Consider the following 23,188-nt stretch of genomic DNA (forward strand, 5'->3'; position numbering starts at 1 on the left):
ACTTATTTTTTTGGTTCTAAACCAATAGAGCGTAAAATTTTCTCTAACGTCACTGGCCCTACATTTTCTTTCGGTTTCTGATTTTCTTTAGCATCTGGACCCTTTTTCAAGAAGTTTTTCTCAATAAAACGAATATCAGTTTCGTTTACAACACCATCTTGATTCACGTCACCATCTTTAACAGACACTTTTCCTTTTTCATATGACAGAGCTGCTATTCTAGCATCTTGAATATCTACCATTTTATCGCCGTTTACATCACCTGCAAGATTATCATCCATGTCAGCTCTAAAGTTTTGTCCCACTAATTCTCCGTCTTGCATTTTCCCTATTTTTGTTGTTAATTTACTATTTAAATGACCTGGCATTTCTACGAAAATATCATATTCTTTATCGCTTACTGGGACACTATGAATTTCAAATTGCCCGTTATCACCAATCGTTCCTGTATATTTCTTTCCATCCTTGCCAACTGCGTACACTTTTGCTCCTAGTTTTGTATAGTCTTTCTTACCTAAATACCCCTCTTCATTCAAGAAAGCTTCCGGGCCAATATATCCTGTAACCGTTGAATGTTTCGAAACAATAGCAAAAGATTTATCTTTAAACGCAGGAATCTCAATGCCTTCTGATGCACCAGCTTTTGTATAAGAGAACTTATCTACTCCAAATGCAGTTAAATCATTAAAGTATTCATCGTTCGTCATCTCGAATGTAACATCTAAAAATGGTGTATCACCATCTAATCCTTTAAATTCTTTTCCTTCCAATGACGCGCCAACTTTCACCTTGTTTTCCCAAGCTCCTTCTTCATTTACCTTTGGATCTTCTAATTTAAGATTCAGTCCATGTTGTTTTACATATTCCGTAAGTGCTGGATTTGGTTTCACATCTGTAAATTTAAATAGCTGCTTGTAATAAGGAATTTCAAATGTACCTGACATAAGCTGTTTTACATTATTGAGATTCAAAGTTAACGTAATTTTTTCTCCTAATTTGATTTTCTCTTTGTCATAACTTGGAACAGCGTATTCTGTCCCTTCCTTTACAAAGACGTAATCTTTATATCCAGTTGCCATATTCCCTGCAGTTGCAAGATCATATCCAAATAATTTTAGATTTAACGGCTCGTTTATTTCCTCTGGAAGTACTCCAAATTTAAAATCACCATTTGCTTGAATTGTATTCAGCCAACCTGATGGAAAGGCTGAGTTTTGATAATATACAATTTGATTCGCTTTTTGATCATACTGCAAGCCTTTTGCCTTTAATGCATCTACTGTAGAATCATAAATATTACCATGCACCCATAAAGCCCGCTGGCCGTCTTCTTCTTTAAACATAGAATCATTGACTTCGTGTATACCAGGTTGTACATCCTTAAATTTCATTTCAGGTATTATATTATCAATGATAATGCTATCGCCTTTTGTATAAGATTTTCCTTGTTTATCATATCCAACAAAGTTCAATTCGTAATCTCCATCAGGCAACATAACAGGTTTATCCGCAATTGGATGAGCTGGATCTCCTGTAAATGGAAGTACATACCCTCCCATACCAGAAAACATCATATATTCAACATTCGGTATTAGACTACTTGCATTAAGTGTACCAACGACTCCTAATGCCTTCCCAGTCTTTCGGTCCTTCACAACTGCATCAATGGTTTCAAGAGGACTATTCAATTTAAATGTCAACGGTGAACTTGGTCTTTCCATAAACGGATGGAATTTAGAAGCATCTGTTGCCATTGCATCCCTCAGTAAATCTACAGACGCAATCCCTTTTTCGGTGAATTTAACTGCAAATGGTACTTGATATACTTCTTTTTCATTGTTTTTATTTGTAATATGAATATATCCCTCATATCTACCAAATTCAGCGTTTCCTGGAATGATAATTTCAGAGCTAATTTCCTCTGATGCACCAGGAGCTACTTTAATAGACTCTGGTACGTTTAGCTTCACACCATTCTTCGCTGCATCTTGCACACCTACACTTGTAGGTGAAAACTCTACTTCTAATTTAAACTCTTTCCCATCTGTTTTACTGCTGTTCTTAATTAAGACTTTTCGACTATCTTTAATAGGCCCAGTTTCTAGTTGATTTTTATATCCAAATGCAATAGAACCTGTTTTTTCTTCAATTTCTACTTCTTCATCATCTACAACGTTTGATGTTTTATCGATAACCTCGATAGATGTATCTGCATGAACTGCACGATATGCATCAATTCGTCCTGAGCCCACCTCAAATACAGAACGCTCCTCTTTTAAGTCAACTGCGGTATTCATAAGTGCTTCTTTTACTTCAAATGGACTATAGTTTGGATGTTCTTGTAAAATGAGTGCCGCTACCCCTGCAGTATGAGGAGTTGCCATAGAAGTACCTGACATACGTCCATACGCAACCGGATAATTTTCTCCATCCTTTGGATCATTAATATATTCAGGAACTGTTGAGAAAATAGACACACCTGGTGCTACAATATCTGGCTTAATATCATCTGTTTTAGTTGCAGGACCACGGGAGCTGAAATCAGCTAAGCGATCTCCCTCTGTTTTTATATTACTTAGTTCCCCAAATACTAACGACACATCTCCTTGTACAGCTTTTGCTTGTAATTTCTCACCATCTACTTTTGTTAAGCGGAACGATGGAATAGATGAAGTATTTTCCCCAAGGTAACTTGTAATTTCACCATCTACATTGTTATATACGATTACCGCCTTTGCGCCTGCTTCCTTAGCATTTTTAATTTTTTCATCAAATGTAATCTCACCGCGTTGGATAAGAGCTAACTTCCCTTTTACATCTTTCCCTGTAAAATCACCTGATTTCCCAAGCCCTGCATATACAACTGATACGGATTGACCTTTCAAATCTTCAATCTTATCAGTAAAGCTTTTTCCAAGTAGCATCATCTTATCCACATGTAAATCACCTGCATCTGCAGAAAACGTTGGGATTGTCATTGCAGCGTCACTGGCTCCCACTGTAATTGGAAGTGCCGCTGCACTAGGTGATCCAATGGTACCTTCTTCCGGACCACTATTACCTGCTGCTACTACAGTAACAACACCAGCTAACATCGCATTGTTCACTGCCACAGAAGTAGGATATAAAGGATCATTAATAGACGCTCCTAGTGATAAATTGATAACATCCATATCGTCTTTCACTGCTTTATCAATCGCAGCAAGAATACCACTTGTTTGTCCACTTCCATATGGACCTAATACGCGATAGGAATATAAATCTACATCTGGAGCAACGCCCTTCACTGCATAATCCACACTATTCTGTTTGTCTGCAGCAATTGTCCCAGCCACATGCGTACCATGGGATGTATAATATGCACTTCCCTCATAAATCTCAGGATATCCTCCAGAATTTTGCCAATCCTTATACGTTGTCTCCATTGGATCAGCATCATTATTAACAAAGTCCCATCCTTTTATGGAGTTCGGATCTATTTTGCTTGGATCTTCACCTTGTTTTGCACGATATCCTTTATATGCATCTTTCAAATCTGGGTGGTTGTAATCAATACCTGTGTCTAGTACACCTACCTTAATTCCTTTACCTGTTATTTTTTCATCATGCAGCTTGTCCACACCAATTTGCGGTACACTATCTGCCATTTTTGGTTCAACAGCAGTCTTAGCTGTTTCTTTCGGCAAATCAATTTTAACCTCATGATCTTCCCATACACGCTTAACCAAACCAGTACGAACTAAGTCTTCGATCATGTTCGCAGGTAAAGAAATCGCTACACCATTAAAAGCATTCTTATATTCTCTTGTTATTTTTGCAGATTTTACATTTGTCCCTTTCTCTTTATTCTTTTGAAGTTGTTCAAGCTCTGCTTTAAACCCTTTATGTGATGCCTCAACCTTTTGTTCCGCATTTGAAAGAGCCACCTTTTTCCCTTTAGCCGCTTGTTTTAATACCTCAATTTTGCTAGGTGCTTGCTTAAACTCTATAATCACATTCACATTATTAGGACTTGCTGTATTGATACCTGGTGAAATAACAAAACCTGGTTTTGTATCTAACGTTTTTAAGGCTTTACGTTGTTCCTTTGTAAGACCTTTCAAGATAGCATTTGCATCATCAATTCCAGTTAAAGTAGATGTATTTACCTCTTCAGCTAAGACGTTATATGGAATTCCTTGAGACAATAACATCCCAGCTGTTAACGTTCCAATAAAAATCTTTCCAAATTTCCCTCGTTTCATATTGCATCTCCCCATTATTAATATTATTTTTTGAAACAAATTGATTCTTAACTTCCCATTTAGCATTGAAAACTCTATTAAACTTAATCTTTTGTATCACGAAAGGTTTCCAACGCTACTACCATCCCCATACCTCATATAGCTAATTACTCACGTTTCTCATTCTATAAGAGCCCTCCATCATTTATTTCCAATAAAGGATTTTCACGAAATGAATTATTAACAAAGTTAAAATGTAATTCTATTTTCATTATTTCACATTTTGATTATTCTGAAAATTAAACAAAAGGAGTATCTTTTCTTTAAGGATTCTATGCCTACATAGTACAAAAGAACTATCTTGTCCTTTATTCTGTGTAATACAGAATAAAGCAACATGATAGTTCTTTGAAAATCTCTTATTTAATCCAACGGAACCAATTGATTTCGAACTGCATAAATCACTGCTTGCGATCGACTTTTCACATTTAGTTTTTTAAAAATTTTATTGATGTGAATTTTAACTGTTTTATCACTAATATATAGAACTTCAGCAATTTCTTTATTACTAAGTCCTTTTACTAGTTCAAAGAGAATTTCCTTTTCACGTTCCGTCAGTTCATTTTCATTTGATTCTACTTTCATTTTTTGCTGATGATATGTAATTAACTTTTTAGTCATACGCGGATGAATAACGGAATCCCCTCGATATAACATTCGAATCGCTGCTACTACCTGCTCTGAGGATGAATCCTTTAATAAATAACCATCAGCACCGGCCTGGAGTGCATCCATTAAATACTCATCATGCTCATACATTGTAAACACAAGTACTCGGCAATTCGGATATTTTTTTTTCACTAACTCTGTAGCTTCAATCCCATTTTTCCCTGGAAGATTAATATCCATCAAAATACAATCTGGTCCGCATTCTTCTACTTTTCCCAATACCCCATCCCCCGAGCTAGCTTCTCCAACCACTTTCATATCAGATTCATCCTCTAGTATGCTCCGAATTGCATCCCGTAAAAAAGCATGATCATCTACTACTAATATTTTAATCATTTTACGCACCCCTTGTTTGTGAATCTGGAATTAACAGTGTAATTTCTGTCCCTTTCCCTACGGAACTATCAATCTGTAAAGTAGCCCCTAATTGTTCAGCTTGCTCATTCATATGTAATATACCATAATGTGGCTCATTCTTTGTTTTCACCATAGACTCAAACAGTGAAAAACCAACTCCATTATCCTTAACTCTTAAAAGCACGTGCTCACTTTGATAACTGAGTAAAACATCAGCCTTTTTTGCTTGTGCATGTTTTACAATGTTTTGCAAACTCTCTTGCAATGTATCAAAAATAACTCTTTCTTTCGAAAAGCTAAGCGCACGTGCATGACCTCTTTCATGATATGTAATATCTAGTTCATATTCTTGTTTTAAAGATTTTATTTTACTTGCTATCGCCTGCTTAAGGCCTAATTGTTGTGTCGGATATGGTTTTAAAGCATAAATAGAATAGCGAACTTCTCCTAGGCTTCCTCTTAAATCTTTTATGCTTTTCTCCACTACTTGCTGCATATCTATTGGTTTATTACGGTATTTTTTCTGCGCGGATTCTAGTTGGAATATCACCCCGGCTAATGTTTGCGCAATACCATCGTGAATTTCTCGGGCGATTCTATTTCTTTCTTCTAGAATCATTCTTTTTTCCTGTTCAGAAATCAATATCCTTGTTTTAACTACATTAGCTAATTGGTTAGAAAATGTAGCCAACGACTGTACATCCTCTGGGAAGAAACCCGCATTTCTACTCTTCCCTGCAACAAACATCCCGACTAGTTCATCATTTACAATAAGAGGAAAATATACAAGTGAGCGTATGACACTATCAAATATTTCATCTCCAGGAGCCGTACCAATTTTCCAATCATTAAATACAATATTCTTAGAAAGTTCCTCAAATGCTCGAAAATTTTCTAAATGATCAGAAATACCAGATTGGACTTTTCCATCTTTTAATAGAATATTCCAGTTCCCATCATCTTTTGTCCATATTACATATGCTTGTATACCAAAAAAACCTTTAAGTGCTTGTTTAATATGCTTCAAGTTTCCTCCGGTTAATCCTCGACTAATTTCGGTCGTAATAAGAAATAACTCATATAATCGTTCCTTCTCCATCCTTATCCGTACAGAAAAAGAACTAATAATGGAAGTTGCTACAAGTGGAAAAAAGAAAAACAGTACTGTAATCTCGTTTACTTCCACACTATATGTACTAATTAATACGTGCATTAGTGCCGCATAAGAGAAACCAAAAGTTTCGCAAAGAAATACCGTTACAGTTTTTTTATACCACTGATAGATTGAATATGGCTGCGGAAGGAGTATCATTAACAAATCGTAAAAGCGATTGTTGAAAAAACAAAAAATCACGCAAAATAATAACAAAGATATTAAATTCTCATACAGAACTGACATACCTATCTTATTAACTATTAAGGACATACATTTGTCTGAAAACCATTCGGCCAAGAACAAACTAAGTGCATGCTGAGTACTATTAAATAACATTCTTTGTATCGGTGAACGACGATGCAGGTGAATAATTAGCGTGACGAGTACAATAGCAACAATAGTTATATGGATTCCAAACTGCCAACTCATAGCGTAAATTATCGGAAAGGTAAGCGAGCTAGTTCCTCTCCAAAATCTTACAGGAAAATACTCTGCAATCCCCATAAATAGTAACAACAATATTAGTATTGTTGGATGAGAAGGGATTTTAATTTCAAGTAAAGATATAGTTATAGTAACCAAACCAAGAAAAGAAATAAAATAAAGATAAGAACTAGCAATCTTTTCTCTCATAAAGATAGAATTTACATCTTTCAAAACAACCCCTTCTTTCCTTATAAAAACTTCATTTTCTCTATTATCCAACAAAAAACCGGCACTGGCAAAATGGAAAGACATCCACTAGCCAATCACCGGCTGTGTACTGCACCTATAAAGGCAAGACACAATACTAGTATATAACAGTTTGTAAAGTTTACCCATTAGTCAAATGGTGTAATTGTACATACTTTTAGACTTAGTTCTACTAGTACAAAAGATGTATACAGAATTTTAATTTTGATTTACTAAAACAATTCTAAAAAATAGAAAGGCAACCTTAAAGGGTTAGCGTTATTGCAAATCAAGATAATAAAACCGCATCTCCAATTATTAGATAACTATCTAATACATTGGAGGTGCGGTTCACTTAGGTCATTGATGTTTCAGCTATTCTCTTTATTTGAAAATTACATCTACCATACTAATTTAATATTATATTCCTGAAGCCAACTATTAACTTGAAGTAAATAATCTATTATACCTCGTGCATCATTACCTGAAATTACTTCGTCTTTTCCTTCTGCAATAGCACGAACTCTTTCTACATTAATTAATGGCAAAATAGGTGATTCAGGATTATTCAACACATGTAACATCCAATCACTAATACCTTGTAGATAAGAGGCATCCTTTGTGCTTGGATATGCACTTTTTTTGCGATAACGTACATCTTCTGGAAGTACATTTTCAAAAGCTCGACGTAAAATACCTTTTTCAATATTGTCTATACTTTTCATTTCGAATGGGACATTCCATAAGTATTCTACAAGCCGGTAATCGCAAAATGGAACTCGTACTTCAAAGCCATTCATCATACTTGTGCGATCTTTTCGTTCCAGCATAAAAGGCAAGAAACGTGTAATAAACATGTAAGACATTTGACGTTGCTTCATTTGCAGATCACTTTCACCTTCTAAAAAGGGAACCTCAGCAACTGCATCTTCAAATTTTTGTTTTTGATATTTTTCAGGACTAATCTTCGCTTTAAAATCCTCTGATAGAATTTCTGTACTATACCATAAATTAACACTCCAAGGGAATATCTCTGCATCTAGAAACTTCTCTTGATGGAACCATGGATATCCTGAGAATACTTCATCTGCGGATTCGCCTGAAAGTGCAACTGTTGCGTCTTTCTTCATTTCCTTAAATAACAAATAAAGAGACGTTTCTAGTTCTCCAACTCCAGGTAGATCACGCGCTCGCATTGGAGTTAATAAATACTCTATTAAACTATCTGATCCTAACTCTATAGAATGATGCTTTGTTCCTACATATTCAGCCACACGTTTCACCCAAGGTTCATCACGATCAAAACGAAGGAAGTCTTGCTCAAAGTCTTTTTCATCATTGATGAAATTCAGGGAATATGTATAAAGACGTTCCCCTTTATTCCCAAATTCTTTTCCTGCTAAACCTGTTAAACCACTGGAATCTAAACCTCCGGAAAGCATAGATACCACTGGTTTATCAGCAATTAACTGACGTTTTACCGTATCTTGTAAAATGGAACGGATTGTCTCAACTGTTGTATCAATATCATCTACATGTTCTTTACTTTCAAGTTTCCAATACTGTGTCGTAGTCGAGCCATTAGGGGTAAACGTCATGTAATGCCCAGCACGCACTTCATGTATATCCTTGAAAATAGCATGACCAGGAGTACGTGTTGGTCCAAGACAAAATATTTCAGAAAGTCCTTCTTTATCTACCTCTGCATCTACAAGCGGATGCGAAAGTAAAACTTTTAACTCTGAACCAAAGAGAATTGCGCTTCCCCTTTGAGCGAAAAATAAAGGCTTCACACCTAGATGATCACGACCAAGCATCAATTTCCCAAATCTTTCATCCCAAATACCAAAAGCAAAAATCCCATTTAAGTGTTGAACACAATCTTCTTGCCACTCTAAGTAAGCATGTAATAATACCTCTGTATCTGACTTGGTCTGAAATTCATGACCTTTCTCCTCAAGTTCTTTACGTAATTCTTGATAGTTATAAATTTCTCCATTGAACGTAAGGCCAATCGTATCATTTCCATCTTTATACAGCATAGGTTGAAGGCCACCTTCAGGATCAATGACGATGAGACGTCGATGACCTAATGCCGCTCGTTTTGAAAACCAATGCCCCTCTGCATCAGGCCCTCGGTGAATGATAGCATCTGTCATTTTTTTTAACGTTTCTTGTTCATGAGACAGGTCTTTAGACCAGTCTATCCACCCTGCAATTCCACACATAGTGTCTACCTTCTCTCAAATAGTATAGAAACCGACTAAAATTCAATATCAGTCGGTTTTCCGTAAAAAAATCCGACTAAAAACATCTTTTAGTCATGTTTATATAATAAAATGAATTGAATAAAAAATCAAATAATTCACTCAAGAAAGAAATCACTGTCCCCTTTCACTTGAATTCCCATCGTCCGATTATAAAAATTATTACCTCAAACTTTCAACTTTATCCCTAGGTTATAAAGTTGCATTCTATTATAGTTATATACTAGAAATAAGAATGGTGTATGTTATTCTATAAGAAACAAATAGAGGAATTTCTATTAGGAGTTACAAAATTACAAATGAACTGATACAGTATGTAAAGACCGAAAACTTCGCTAAATATATCAAGGATAGGGTGTAGACAATGATCAAATTAGAAAAAGAGAATAAAAAGATGAAAATCATTCAATCTGCCACAATACTGTTCTCTACGCGTGGTGTCCGTAACACGACGGTTGATGAAATTGCAAAGAAAGCTAAAGTTGGTAAAGGTACTATTTATTATTACTATACAGATAAAACTGAAATATTATGTGACTGCTATATGCGTCATATTCAGCTCAAACGCTCACAATTATTTAATTTATATAAAGAAGAAAAAGATGTTTTACTTCGAATACAAAAAATTCTTCATTATATCAGCCTAGAATATCATCAAGATCCGTTTGTTTCTACACTCTTTCAAGAATATAAAGAGTACCATTCACCTGAAATTACAACTTGTTTTAAACAATCTGAAGAAGAAGCAATTAACATGATAAGTGATTTACTCGAAAAAGGTTATCAGCAAGGAGCTTTGCATAAGGTACCATTACCGCTTACAGCTTTTATGTTAGTACGAATGATTTTTAACTACGAACAGGATTATATAAAAAATGATAAAAGTGATACAGAATTTCTGCAGTTGCTAAAACATATGCTTCTTAAAAACTAGTTTTAACCACATACAAAAAATAAGTGCGGTGCAATTATATGAAGAAGAACGTGAATAATGGATGGTTTCATAAGCTCTTTTCAGTCTGGACAAACCTGCAAAATATCTAACGCTTATGTAGGAATGACTGATAAAATCCCAACCCGCGTGATTGTTCATCGACTATTCAACGAACAACAGCGATTACAAGATCAAACTGTAAGGGAAAAAAGAATGAAATAAAGTATTCTGCTCGTAGTTAATACTTAGCGATATTAAAAAGAAGTACCAATCATTTACTTGTACTGATGGGAGAAGTAAATGATTGGTATTCTTCACGTTAGCCAATATAATTTTAATTTAAAACATGATAAGCATTCTTCCTCATTCATCGTTGCAAAAAAATAAAACGAGAAAGATTAGAATGCGAATTCAGGTGATGTTTTTATCATGTACTAATATTCGAGTTCATTTCAATGTGCTTAAGCTTTTTATTTTTTACCCTATTAGATATGGGTTCACATTACTAATCTAATTAAATTAGATTTCTTTACGCACCCTCTTCTGAATCCCACACTTCAGTAAATTGAAAACCTTTTAATTCACTCTCTAAAATTGCATTTTTGAATTGATCTGATACTAAAAGATAGTTAGGATGTACCTTCCCATTTATATTCAATTTAAAAATCGGTTCGTGCTGGACAACATAAGGAATAAATACAAATTTTTCACATCCTATTATTAAACCTGAACTTAACTTATCAAAGATTGTTTTATTAGTATCAAGTGCTTCCAACACCCTTAAAACATGCATAGCATAGTATCTTTTATTTGTTTGTTTATGAATTAATGGTAAAAATTCAATATTATCTCCTACTATAGGTTCTAAAACATTCTTGGCTTTTTCACTAATTATTTGTACACCAGACTTTCCCCAAAAAATAGGGGAATCGCTTAATTTCCCTTCATCTTTTACCTCAATAAACTTAGGCGTCCATGAATCTGACAAACTCACCATAGAATTAAAACTAGTTTTAAAATATTTTTTATCCTCTTCATAGTTCAATAATTGAAAGCTTTCATAATCATCAGTCGAGCTTTTTAATTGCCAAATCTTCATATATATTCCCCTTTATTATTACCATTTATATAGTTATTTCTTGGGTTCATTTAATCGTAAATTGTCTTCTAATAAATCTCTTCTTATCCATGTAACACTCTCTGAGTTCACATTCCTTATTTAATTCTTGTAAAAAAATAAAAAACAAACTAACCTTTAAAATGTTAGTTCGTTTTTAATAAATCATTAAATTAATATCAGGCAAGTGAACTACCCGCCACTTAACGTCCTAACGGACTGTTTGAAGTGGCGCTTCTCGGTTAATCATTACTTTTGATAGCTAACGAATTTGTCCTTAGACAGCCGAGCTAACTCCCTTGTTCCAAAGGTTTTGTTATTGCAATTTATCCTAACGCTAATAGGCGTATTGCTTCATTTTTGATATTAATAGCTGCGTTATAATCTCTATCGAGATTTACACCGCATATACAAGAATAAATTCGTTCAGACAAAGTCATATTTTTTATATTTCCACAATTGCTACATGTTTTGGTGGAAGGAAACCATTTGTCTATTTTCAAAAGTTGTTTTCCTTGTTCGTTTAGTTTATAAGCTAAGAAAGAAGTGAACATACCCCATCCATTATCAGTGACACTTTTTCCAAAATGAAGTGCTTGCGACATTCCTTTCATGTTAATATTTTCAATAGCTACGACATCAAAATGAGTAGCTAACTTTTTAGACTCATGATGAAGGAAATTCTTACGTTGGTTAGCTACTTTCTCATGTAACTTAGCTACACGAATACGTTGTTTATGCCAACGCTCAGAACCTTTATTACGCCTTGATAATACTCGTTGTGCCTTTGCTAACTGGTCTAACATGTTACGATAGAAATTAGGATAATTGGCTTTCTCATCCTCAGAACTAACGTATAATCCATCCATCGCAAAGTCTAACCCCACAACTGTTTCTACTTCTTTTTGTACAATTTCTTTTTCATATTCAGTCAAGATGGACACATAGTATTTACCCGTAGGAGTCATAGAAATCGTACATGACTTGATTCTATAATCTTGTGGTATCTCTCTATGTTGTTTGATACGTACCATTTTGAGTTTTGGCAATTTGATATGACCATTCAGCAACAAAATATTTCCGTTTACTACATTCGTTGTATAAGACTTTCTGTCTTTTTTACTTTTGAATGTTGGGAAGTCATTTTGACCACTAAAGAAATTCTTATAGGCAGTTTGCAAGTTTAGTTGAGCATTTGCCAAAGCTAATGAATCCACTTCTTTTAACCACTCAAATTCTGCTTTATATTTCGCGGGAGTTGGAGGCTTTTGTTTCTTTAGTTGCTCCCTATCATCTTTGTATTTTTCGTACGCTTCTTTTCGCTCAGCTAACATTCTATTATATACAAAACGGACACAACCGAAGGTTTTATGCATAAGATATGCTTGTTCTTCTGTTGGATACAAACGGAATTTATATACTTTATTGTGCTTTGGCATATCATTTCACCTCACTTTTCGCCTTGATTTTCAATATATTTCTTTACTACGTCTATTGGAGAATCCCCAGTAGTTAATAAGCAAAAACTTCTTGACCAAAACATCTCTTTCCAAAGTTTCGTTTTCACTCGTGGAAAGTCTCTCTTGATGAGTCGAGAACTTGCACTTTTATAAGCATTAATAAATTTCGTCATTTCTGTATTCGGATGAGCCTTGAATAAAATATGAACATGGTCTACATCATGATTCCACTCTATCAATGTTATGTTGTAATTCTCAGATAACCTGACAAACATGTCTTTTGCATAGTCTGATATATCATCATTGAACACATTTCTTCTGTATTTCACAACCAATACAAGGTGATAATATAGCAAGAACACCGAATGATTATTATTATCTAATTTCATTGATATACCAACCTTTATTCTTTATAAGACTGATTCTATCAGAGGAAAAATAAAAAGCAAAGCCTTTTGGCTCCGCCAAACCGAAATTCGTCTCCCACCTATCGTCGGGCCACGCCCTTCACACGCTTGAGGAAGGAGACTTCTTTCGGGAAATAAGTTAAAAATGAATTTCAAATTATATTTAACATTAATTATTTTTTATCCATTGGTATTGTATTTAGTGCTAAACCAATAGATCCTAATTTTACAATTATTTTTTTTGCTTTACCATATGGAGCTCCTTTTACTAATGTAAAAGGAAGGTTTTTCGATCTTTTTAATAGTTCCCCTGTTGAAATATTAAGTGCTAGTACACTTTTTATCTTTACTAAATCTTTTAGTCCTCCATTAGGAATTTCTATTAACACTATATTACACGTATCAGGGAGTTCTTCTTTTATTTTCTGTATTTTTTGATTCAAACACCCCGTATTTACCCACTCAATAAAATCTAATGTAACTACAATATCATGATTGGGATTCATATCACCAGAATCAACAGCTCTTACTTCTCGTACATCTGCACCTTGCGACATTAAAAAAACATTGCCACTACCATCATCACCAATAGCAACATAACCATTTGCATATTCTGTTACTTCCCAAGTCTCATTTCGTTCTATAATATCATCAGTACCATAAATTATTAATCCTCCACCTATAGAACAACCATTTGCATATTTCAATAAATCTTTATATACATTTGGTAATTCAACTTTCATTACATCTTCTATTTCTTGAATTTCAATATCATTTGCTGGCTTATTTTTTATTAAACCAGAAACATTAGATAAATTTATCATTTTTTCACAAAACCTCCCAAACTATCAAAATATTTATAAGCATCTACCAATACTTTTCTTGCAGTTTTCTGATCAACTCCTGCCTCAATCATTTCTCTATAGCTTACATTAAATTCACAATTTATATCAGTATCATATCCTTCAAGCCTTCTTCGCTTTCTTTGCATAGCAGAAATTTTCGCATGAGGTAAACCAGAACTTGATAGTAAAGGTTTCGTTTGAGCTTTCTTTTCGTTACAACACTCTCATCATCCTTTACAGTCCATTCATTTTGTTGTATAGAATGATGCCAATTGTATTTAATTATCAGCTGACATATTTTTATTTCCTGAAGCAGGATAATAACTTATTTTGTGAAGCCAAAATATATAGTAAATATTAAGTACTATACCTTTCCGCGCTTAATTCTAAGAAGAAGCTTATGCAAATACATAAGCTTCTTATATTACATTTATTACTCTCTTGGGTATAAATTTACATCAGTAAACTAATTTTATTAGATCTCTTTACGCACGATCTTTTGAATCCCATACCTCAACAAATTCGAAACCTTTTAAATTGTTTTCTAAAACTGTATTTCTAAATTCATCAGATACTAAGACAGTAGAAGAATGTAATCTTTGATTTAAAAATGTTTTAAATATTATCTGCCCCTCAACTTTATTGGCTAAAAATGCGTATTTTTCGAACCCTATTATTAACCCTGTACTTAGTTTTTCCAAAACTGCTTTATTGTAGTTAATTGCATCAACTGTATTTAGAACGTTTATTAGGTAATAAACTTCACTTGTAACATCATGAATTAATGGAAGGAACTCAACATTATTACAGATTAGAGGCTCTAATATTTCTTTTGCTTTTCTGCTAATCATTGGTGTACCAAGTTCTCCCCAGAACATAGGACAGTCACTTTTTTTATCACCTTCTACACATTCAATAAAAATTTTTCCCCACGAATCAGACAGTTTTATTGCCAAATCAATTTTCCCATCAAAATATTTTTTACGGTCTTCTTTTAAATTTAGTAACTGAAAAGATTGATAGTTATCAAATAAGCTTTTTAATTGCCAAATTTTCATACCTTTTTACTCCTTCAGAATTTAATTATTAAGTATCATAGATGATTTTGTATTAAAGCCAAAATTCGCCTAAGTAAACCTAGTGATTTATTGGTATAATTAATATTTCATTCCATTTTATGGATCAATCAATTAATATAAGGCTATGTTTTATAACATATGAAAATACTGCTAATTTAATATTAAACATAATAAAATACATAGCCCTTTCTTTTTACTATTAAAAAACATATTGAAGTAAGGAGTTATATTATAATGGCAATCTTTCAAAGTAATGTTCAAAAAGCTGAACAAATTGCTACTCAAATGAGAGCAGCTTCTGACGCAATTCAAAATGCAACAGGTAAATCAATAACGCACGCAACACGTACAACTTTAATCGTGAATTCCAAAGCGCAGGAAGCAAACCAGCAAGCATTAGAATTAACTAGACAATTTCTTTCTGCCTTTCAGCAATCCATTGACAATATACAGTCTGTAGCAACAGAGTTTGAACGAATGGACAACGAATTACAGAAGAATTTTTAGCTTTTTTAAGAATTTTTCCTTTATCCCTTCTGTTAACTTATATATAAGCAAAAAGGTAGGCGGAAAAAATGAATCAAGAAATAGAACAAAAAATGAAGGTCTTGAGTCAAAATCTAATGAATCTATCCGAGGAACAATACCAAAATCAACGCGCAATACAAACACAAGAACAAGCAGAAGCAGACTTTCAAGAATTAAAAATACGCAGCCATCGCTTTTTTCATCGTATTTTAGAAACATGGCATGGTGATAAAGAACTCTTTCGCTTTTTTACCAATATACAATTAGAAACTCAACAAATTGAAAGAAGCCTTTCTTATAAATTAGAAGAACAAAAGGAAACATTAATTCAAGAGAAACAAAAATTATACACTCTAGAAAATGACCTCACTCATCAAAAACAAAAACTTGCTAGGGAGGCCAATTTATGAGTTTAAATATGTATCTTGGAGAGGTACAATCCCAAACAAACACTATGTATGCTTTTTGTACTGCTACTATACAAAGTATGGAGCAAGTAATCCAGTCTATCGACAGTTTTGTTGGTGATTCTGTCCTACAGGGTCAGACTTATGATAGTGCGAAAATGTATTTTGCAGAAACGTTTCTTCCTTTAGCACAGGGGATTATTTACCTATGTGAAGAATTACTCCATCAAAATGAATCTTTTCCTGCTGAGTTTCAATCAAGAGTCGCCTCAACAGATATAGTTGAACAAGAACTATTAGAACAAATCCGAGAGATTGACCGAATAATAGCAAGTATTGAAGTTACAAAACAAATTATGCCACTACCGGATATGGATGCAATGGTTAACCTATTTATTGAGATGCGCCGTAAAATCCAGGAAAAGTTAGAACATCTATATGAATTTAATCAAACATCTAGTAATAACTATGCTACCGCGATTCAATTAGCGGCTAGTATCGCTGCAGGCCTAGCTGAAGTTCAAAGTGGAAAAGGCTTTAGCCCTGCAAGTGGTACATTTAGTACACAAAGAATAAATATGGAATGGGCAGATTCTATTCATGAATATCTAGATAATAATATTCGATTAGATAATAGTATAAAAACAAATAATCTAATTGAATCTGGTATACTATTAGGTAGTTCTTCGGAAAAGAATATACTAGAAAAGTTTATTAAAGGGGTTTGGAATGGATCTGGAGAATTTATTGGTGGTTTAGTAGAGACATACAATTCGTTAGACGATACAGTGACAAAGGAGAACCTAAAGTATGCTGCAGGTCATCCTATAGAAACCGCATATACCATGATAAATACTTTTTCAGACACTTTTATGAATGAATTTTGGCATGGCGATGCTGAAAGTCGTACACAATGGGGAACAAATATTTTTATGGAGTTTGGTTTAGGATGGCTTGGAGATAAAGGAGCAGGCCAAATTGGAAAAGTAACTTCCCTTGGAGACTCTGTAAAGTTAACGAAATTTTCAGGTGATACACCTTATATTTCAAGCCACTTACCATTAAAAGATCGATTTGCTTTTGCTGGTGGAGATGGTTTGCGATCTAGATTTGACACACCAGACTTTAAACAAGCTGAAGAAAAACTCTCTACCTATCAATTTGCTAGTAGTGGAAGAATTAATAGTAGCAGAACTAATGGTGGCAATGTTCCGTATAGTTTTGATTCATCACTTATGGAGCACCTTTTTCATGGGGAACTAAAACAAAAATGGTGGGGACTAAAAGCTGTTGGATATCACCATGAAAGTATGATGGGTGGAGGAGAAATAGTTAGAATTACCCATGCACCAAATTCTGCGGGAGTATATAGAGCAAAAGTAAAAGTAGACGGTGAAACAAAAAACGCGCTTTCTTCATTTTTCCCTAAGGATTGGGATAGAGTACAGGTACTTGATTCTATCAAAGAAGCATACGATAATAAGATTCAAGTCGATACAGTTAGATATGTAGGACAAACATCCCACGGATTTAAAGTAGAAATGATTATACAAAATAATGAGATAATAACAGCATATCCTGTTTATACTAGGAGGTAAAAAATGAAATATACATACGAATTTTATCGTGATGGACTTGGCGGATTAAGAATACGTTTGCCAAAAGAAATTTCTATAATTTCTCATTTCTTGGAAGATATTTTAGATGATGAAGCAGATGAGTATATACAAATTTTAGATAATGTAGTAGACCAAAAAGTTCCGCAATATGAAATAGAAGGGAACGTAGCAGCAGTCTACATTGAACCTAATTACACCAGTGCTATTAACTTATTTATGAGTGCTCCAAATAACCAATGTAAAATTGAGACCTCTGAATTTAGAAAACTACTTGTGTTGTGGCGAGATACAGTGGTAGCAGAAGGGAAAGATATAGAAGTATAAAAGAAAACTACCTTCTGTGATATTTAGATCATAGATGCTAAACTCAATAAAATCAAGGGTAGAAATATATTAAATATATTCCTACCTTTTTATTATGTGGCGAGACTCCACATCCATTAACTTAAAAATTTTTTAACACCCTAAAATAGAAAAACAATAAAAAATACATCTCTATAGAGATGTATTTTTTATTTAACAGGGATTGTACTTGCAGAAAAATAAAAGATTTTACAATTAAGATGCTGCACTTAATATTGTTAACAATTATTTTTGCTTATCCCTCATTAATTGTAAACTACTACCCTTCACTTTCTATTTTATTCCTTAATAAGAATAAAATGTTAAAACAGTTTTAAAATGAGTCTCTTTTTCACCTTGTAAGCTGTAGAGCTTTCATATATTCCCCTTTTCTTTCAAGAGCCTTTTTTGTATCCTCAGCGGTTAATGCAAGCAAAATCTACTGCAATGTTCTGTAATAACTTCTTATTAGCTTACCTGAAGAAATCTCTTAAATTGATGGATGTGTAACGTACCGCTACTAAAATTCTTGCTTTTAAATCATTATTACCGTATTATGTTTACGTAGCAATATAAGGATTATGGTATATGAAAAGGAATCAAATCTATAAGTAAGATTTAAATCCTTTTCCAAGTCAATAAGATTTTTCCAAAATCTAATATAATTTATGCTTGTCTTTTTAATATGTATCTAGTACAAACATATTTTTTATCAATAGAATTCTGTTTTCAATGCTAGGAATTAGTGTTCTAAACAAGGAACTATACAAAGTGATCTGAAAAACCTGAGAGGTATTGTATGTAGTTTGCTCATCTCCAGGTACTACAATAAAAGAGCCTTACCTCTCTAGGCAAGACTCTACTAGTTTAGTTGTATAATATTTACGTAATAACTAAGAAACAGAAAACATATAACACCAAATAGCAGCACCCTATTACTCCTCCTACAGCTAATACCTGTTTAACCCAATTCTTAAATTTTTGATTACTGTAAATCGCTTGCACTCTTTCCATATTTCCTCCTATTAAGGAGAACCCTTATAGACTCTCACCTTGCTATGGTAACATTAAAAAATGGCTAATAGAGGCCTAATGTATAAATATGCAATATTGCATAAATAAATTTATTGTTATAATTGTAAACGCTTACTATAATAAGACTATAAAGATTCACCACATCTTAATAAGAAAAAAGAGGAGCGAATAATATGGAAATCGCAATGGCAGTTTTAAAATTTATAGGTGGAGCAATCCCATTAATTCAAGAACTTCTAAAAGCATTTATGTAAATTCACTATTTAGCAATTATTTATAAAAATTATCATACAAATGATCTGTATATCAAAAATGAATTGATTTACAGATCATTTGCGTGAGCAAGTTCCCTTTAACATGACTAAGGGACTTTTTTAATTTTTAAATATGACTAATGTCTCCCATTTTATCGTACTGATTACCTATACGAGGTTTTAAAAGAATCACCTTGACTAAAATGATAAAACAAGAAATCAAAATGAGCCCCTTTTTTATTTTATAAGCAGTAAAGCTTCCATATAATGCTCTTTTCTCTCAAGAGCTTTTTTTGCATCATCAGCTGTTAATATATAATCTACTGTAATGCTCTGTAGTAGCTCCTTATCCGCATTTGGCAACTGAATCGTTATATCTTCCACACTACTCTTATTATTTCCATTTATCTTATTAAATTCTTGAATACTTCTTGCCAGCTCTGCTAATTTTTCCATATGCACAGGATTGTTTACATCCAAAAATATATTACTTCTAAAAACTGCCGTAACATATTTCTTTACATTTTTCTTTTCTTTTTCTGCTTCTTCCTTTTTATCAAAAACAATATTTCCCGTATACATTTGTTCAAACGTGAATATATCGTTATTCTCTTTTCCAGCATAATATGTATTGAACTTTTCCTTTAAATCATTCGCTTCTTTTTTGATTTTATAATTATCACTATCTACTTTTGGAGAGATTCGTCCATCCAAAGCTAGCTGAAACTGCAAATACGGTTCATTTACTTGCTGTACATGAGCTATCCGTACATCTGGCCCCAGTAAATCTTTATAATTCCCCGGTATTTCAACTTCATTTAGTTTAACAGAAAAACCATACTGCGATTTTGTATAACTTTGAGCTTTTTGTTTAATTTCTTTATCCGATATATCACATGATGTTAATAGTATTAAACTAAACATCATACTACATGTTATTTTTGTTATTTTCATATGGTATCTCCTTTTATGCTTACTTCATATACATAAATGCTAATATAGATTTCCGATAAAGTCACGAAGTTTAACAAAAAGAAGAGCAGTTTTAAGTTGCTATGTTTATACAATTTTATATGAACCAGAGTTAAGTTTAAAGGAACTAAATCGTGCGTTTTCTCTTTATTCAACCATTTAACTTACTAACACTTTTCATAAGATATTTACACACTGCATTTAGGTAAAGAAATACAGAAATGTGTTTTTTTCTTTGTACTATCTAAATTTATGCTCCCTCCATGTTTTTCTACTATATGCTTAGCGATAGTTAATCCAAGACCTGATCCCCCATTATTTTCTCGAGAATCATCTACTCGAACAAATGCATCAAAAATACTTTGTTTCATATCCTCAGGTATTCCAATTCCATTATCTATAATGTTTATATATACTTTGCTTTTATCCTCAATTAACGATACAAACACGGTCGTACCTGCCGTATTATACTGTAGAGCATTAGATATTATATTAGAGATAGCACGGTATAGTAACCTGTTGTTAATTGGAGCAATCACTTCTTTAGAGGGTATTTGATATTGAAGGATTAAGCGCTTCGCTTGGAATAAATCATAATATTCTACAAGCAATTCACGAATAAACTCAGATACATCAGTTGGATGTACTTCAAAAGGGTAATCAGAATGCTCTAATTTAGACAGTTCAAAAATATCTTCAGTTAATACCGCAATGATTCGAATCTTATTATATATTACATTCAAAGTTCTTTCTCTTTCACCTTTTTCTGTAATGATCCCTAGTTGTAATGCTTCAACATAACCTTGAACGGTTGTAATTGGTGTCCTTAAATCATGAGACAAATCTACAAGCATCTTCTGCTTGGTTTCTTCCAACCTCTTCTTCTCTTTCTCTATTTTATCGAGTTTTTCCGACATAACATTAAACAAATGCTGTATTTGCATTAACTCAAAATATGTTTCATAGTTTAACCTTTTATCATATTTCCCACTAGCAATTTCCTCAAATCCAGTTGCTAGTTTATCCAATGGTCTGGTTATTTTTCTAGCAATTTGCCTACTAAATATATATACATTCATAGAGAAAAATACAAAAAATAAAACGATTGTAGAAAGTAATATCTTATAAAAAACATATACGTATTCCTCATTTTTATCAGAAAACGTATATTCATACTTTATTGCTTTTTTAGGAACCTTAACAAGGCAATATAATGTTTCACCTTTTTTCGTTACAAATGTTGCTACAGATGAATAATAAGGAAGTTGATCATTATCAAAAAATAAAGTAATAAATTCTCTTTGTGAATATGATAAAAGCTTATCCTTTTTTTCCCCTTTGGTATAGATAACTTGTAAATTTTCATTAAGAATTTCTACCCAACCACCAAATGATTCTATTGATTCTGAATTAATAGTTTCAAAGTTTTCACGCACTACTTCACTTGCTTTTAAATTATTTAGCTCTCCTAGTTGCTTTTCTGTTTGGTACATCAAAAATATAAATAAGATTATCACCGTGAAACCTATTGCTAGTGCAAATATAACGTAATTTTTAATTAAGATATATAAAACTTTATTTTTCATAAAGTTCTTCCTTCCTAGCAAATCTATACCCAAGTCCCCGGATTGTTTTTATATAAACTGGATTCTTAGGAGAATCCTCTAATTTCTCTCGTAGTCTACTAATATGAACCATAATTGTATTATCATCTGCACAGTAATAATCAGACCATACATTTTCAAAAATTTGTTTTTTAGTAAATATTCTCCCTGGTTCCTTCATAAAAAGTGTTAAGATTTTATATTCCGTAGCACTAAGAGTAATGGATTCGCTTGATTTATAGAGTGTACAAGAATGATGATCTAATACTAAATCACCCATATGAATTTGCTTTTCCGTACCTTCTACAGCCTTATCATTAAATTCATAGGACCTTCTAAGGTGAGCTTGAACTCTAGCTATAATTTCTAAAGCACTAAATGGCTTTGTAATGAAGTCATCTGCTCCAATCCCTAAACCGATAATTTTATCTACTTCTTGAGATTTGGCTGACAAAATAAGTATCGGAAATTGTAATGTCTCACGAATCTTTTTAATTAATTGATAACCATCCATTTTAGGCATCATAATATCAACAATAGCTAAATCAATATGATTTTCTTCTAGACACTTTAAGGCAACTTCGCCATTTGAAGCCTCTACAACAAAAAAATTTTCCATTTCTAAAAAAAGCTTTAAAAGATCAATAATATCTTTGTCATCATCAACAATTAATATATTTTTTTTCATACTCTCCCTCGCATCGGTCAGAATTTTCAAAAAATCCATTTAAGGTTATTGTAAGGTAAATGAAAGTGACATGAAAGACTAACCGTTTAATATACAGATATGAATTAAAGAAGGAGGCATTATCAAATGAAAAAATTTGTTGGAATTGCGTTAGCAGCTACCATAGGAATTGGAGGTTTAGGAACTTTTGCTACTACTAAGACTCACGCTGCAGTAAACAATCAAGAATCAACAAAATCGGTTTATCAAGTATCTGACGTGCAAGGTGAATTTATGCATATTAAAGTGGGGAAACCTTGGTCAATGACGCCAAGCGGAAAACAATACAAATATGTCTTATTTAGTGAAAACAAAATTTATGTAAACCCTAAAACTGGTGTAGTAACAGCATATGAAGAAGGAGCAGCTGAAGGCAGAGTACTCGATAAAAATGGAAATGTTGTTGCTATTTGGTATATTACAGCTTTTAAATGATGCAAGGAAGCTTTCACAA

19 protein-coding genes and 2 pseudogenes are annotated in these 23,188 nt (G+C 33.1%); 8 read left to right on the forward strand and 13 right to left on the reverse strand.

From position 1 onward, the window contains the following. Positions 1–2: 2 nt before the first annotated feature. From NST27_RS28120 to asnB, 4 genes are all read right to left on the reverse strand, one after another. Entirely contained in the window at positions 3–4,244 is a 4,242-nt protein-coding gene (locus NST27_RS28120) for a S8 family serine peptidase (RefSeq protein ID WP_047387891.1), read from the reverse strand. A 402-nt stretch (positions 4,245–4,646) separates the two neighbouring features. Next, entirely contained in the window at positions 4,647–5,288 is a 642-nt protein-coding gene (locus NST27_RS28125; RefSeq protein WP_000590673.1) for a response regulator, read from the reverse strand. Position 5,289: 1 nt separating this feature from the next. Beyond that, on the reverse strand, positions 5,290–7,122 hold the full coding sequence (locus NST27_RS28130) for a GAF domain-containing sensor histidine kinase (RefSeq protein WP_047387946.1): 1,833 nt from the start codon (positions 7,120–7,122) through the stop codon (positions 5,290–5,292). A 416-nt stretch (positions 7,123–7,538) separates the two neighbouring features. Next, positions 7,539–9,365 carry an asparagine synthase (glutamine-hydrolyzing) gene (gene asnB / locus NST27_RS28135; protein WP_047387892.1) on the reverse strand — a complete coding sequence of 609 codons (1,827 nt, stop codon included), beginning with the start codon at positions 9,363–9,365 and terminating at the stop codon, positions 7,539–7,541. Between the two features lie 403 nt (positions 9,366–9,768). On the opposite strand from asnB, the gene NST27_RS28140 reads away from it, so the two are divergent. Together NST27_RS28140 and NST27_RS28145 are read left to right on the forward strand one after the other, a co-directional pair. Next, entirely contained in the window at positions 9,769–10,338 is a 570-nt protein-coding gene (locus tag NST27_RS28140; RefSeq protein WP_047387902.1) for a TetR/AcrR family transcriptional regulator, read from the forward strand. A 57-nt stretch (positions 10,339–10,395) separates the two neighbouring features. Continuing rightward, positions 10,396–10,745 (forward strand): annotated as a pseudogene (locus tag NST27_RS28145) (IS4 family transposase); the annotation flags it as partial. Between the two features lie 122 nt (positions 10,746–10,867). Here the strand turns inward: NST27_RS28145 and NST27_RS28150 are convergent. The 6 genes from NST27_RS28150 to NST27_RS28175 form a co-directional block, all read right to left on the reverse strand. Next, entirely contained in the window at positions 10,868–11,437 is a 570-nt protein-coding gene (locus NST27_RS28150; protein ID WP_047387905.1) for an imm11 family protein, read from the reverse strand. 344 nt (positions 11,438–11,781) lie between these two features. Then, on the reverse strand, positions 11,782–12,894 hold the full coding sequence (locus NST27_RS28155; RefSeq protein ID WP_047387908.1) for an RNA-guided endonuclease TnpB family protein: 1,113 nt from the start codon (positions 12,892–12,894) through the stop codon (positions 11,782–11,784). An 11-nt stretch (positions 12,895–12,905) separates the two neighbouring features. Continuing rightward, positions 12,906–13,304 carry an IS200/IS605 family transposase gene (gene tnpA, locus NST27_RS28160; protein ID WP_000762720.1) on the reverse strand — a complete coding sequence of 133 codons (399 nt, stop codon included), beginning with the start codon at positions 13,302–13,304 and terminating at the stop codon, positions 12,906–12,908. Between the two features lie 191 nt (positions 13,305–13,495). Continuing rightward, a complete protein-coding gene (locus NST27_RS28165) occupies positions 13,496–14,146 on the reverse strand; it encodes an SMI1/KNR4 family protein (RefSeq protein WP_047387910.1) in 651 nt (216 codons plus the stop codon). Continuing rightward, positions 14,143–14,322 (reverse strand): hypothetical protein, encoded by a 180-nt coding sequence (locus NST27_RS28170; RefSeq protein WP_423734469.1) that lies wholly within the window; start codon positions 14,320–14,322, stop codon positions 14,143–14,145. Before NST27_RS28170 ends, NST27_RS28165 begins: the two co-directional genes overlap by 4 nt. Positions 14,323–14,652: 330 nt before the next feature. Beyond that, entirely contained in the window at positions 14,653–15,225 is a 573-nt protein-coding gene (locus NST27_RS28175; protein ID WP_000708203.1) for an imm11 family protein, read from the reverse strand. A gap of 255 nt (positions 15,226–15,480) precedes the next feature. Between NST27_RS28175 and NST27_RS28180 the strand changes: the two genes are divergently transcribed. The 5 genes and pseudogenes from NST27_RS28180 to NST27_RS28200 all read left to right on the forward strand — a co-directional run bounded on the left by NST27_RS28180 (position 15,481) and on the right by NST27_RS28200 (position 19,431). Beyond that, a complete protein-coding gene (locus NST27_RS28180) occupies positions 15,481–15,753 on the forward strand; it encodes a TIGR04197 family type VII secretion effector (RefSeq protein ID WP_025689740.1) in 273 nt (90 codons plus the stop codon). A gap of 68 nt (positions 15,754–15,821) precedes the next feature. Further along, complete coding sequence (locus tag NST27_RS28185) at positions 15,822–16,184, forward strand: DUF3958 family protein (protein WP_047387913.1); 363 nt, start codon at positions 15,822–15,824, stop codon at positions 16,182–16,184. After that, positions 16,181–17,779, forward strand: coding sequence for an EndoU domain-containing protein (locus NST27_RS28190; protein ID WP_047387914.1), 1,599 nt, complete (start codon positions 16,181–16,183; stop codon positions 17,777–17,779). Before NST27_RS28185 ends, NST27_RS28190 begins: the two co-directional genes overlap by 4 nt. Before the next feature lie 3 nt (positions 17,780–17,782). Continuing rightward, complete coding sequence (locus NST27_RS28195; protein ID WP_000878117.1) at positions 17,783–18,124, forward strand: hypothetical protein; 342 nt, start codon at positions 17,783–17,785, stop codon at positions 18,122–18,124. 1,120 nt (positions 18,125–19,244) lie between these two features. Further along, positions 19,245–19,431: pseudogene (locus tag NST27_RS28200) on the forward strand (hypothetical protein). A 237-nt stretch (positions 19,432–19,668) separates the two neighbouring features. Here the strand turns inward: NST27_RS28200 and NST27_RS28205 are convergent. The 3 genes from NST27_RS28205 to NST27_RS28215 form a co-directional block, all read right to left on the reverse strand. Beyond that, the gene (locus tag NST27_RS28205; RefSeq protein ID WP_000704986.1) at positions 19,669–20,385 is read right to left on the reverse strand and encodes a hypothetical protein; all 717 of its coding nucleotides are present in this window, start codon (positions 20,383–20,385) and stop codon (positions 19,669–19,671) included. A 206-nt stretch (positions 20,386–20,591) separates the two neighbouring features. Then, positions 20,592–21,989: a sensor histidine kinase gene (locus tag NST27_RS28210; protein ID WP_047387915.1), complete on the reverse strand. Its 1,398-nt coding sequence runs from the start codon at positions 21,987–21,989 to the stop codon at positions 20,592–20,594. Beyond that, complete coding sequence (locus tag NST27_RS28215; RefSeq protein WP_047387920.1) at positions 21,979–22,695, reverse strand: response regulator transcription factor; 717 nt, start codon at positions 22,693–22,695, stop codon at positions 21,979–21,981. Before NST27_RS28215 ends, NST27_RS28210 begins: the two co-directional genes overlap by 11 nt. A gap of 126 nt (positions 22,696–22,821) precedes the next feature. Between NST27_RS28215 and NST27_RS28220 the strand changes: the two genes are divergently transcribed. Further along, positions 22,822–23,169 carry a hypothetical protein gene (locus NST27_RS28220; RefSeq protein WP_047387924.1) on the forward strand — a complete coding sequence of 116 codons (348 nt, stop codon included), beginning with the start codon at positions 22,822–22,824 and terminating at the stop codon, positions 23,167–23,169. Positions 23,170–23,188 lie beyond the last annotated feature (19 nt).

The organism is Bacillus sp. FSL W8-0770, assembly GCF_038008705.1.
In the GTDB taxonomy this organism is placed as follows: Bacteria; Bacillota; Bacilli; order Bacillales; family Bacillaceae_G; genus Bacillus_A; species Bacillus_A cereus.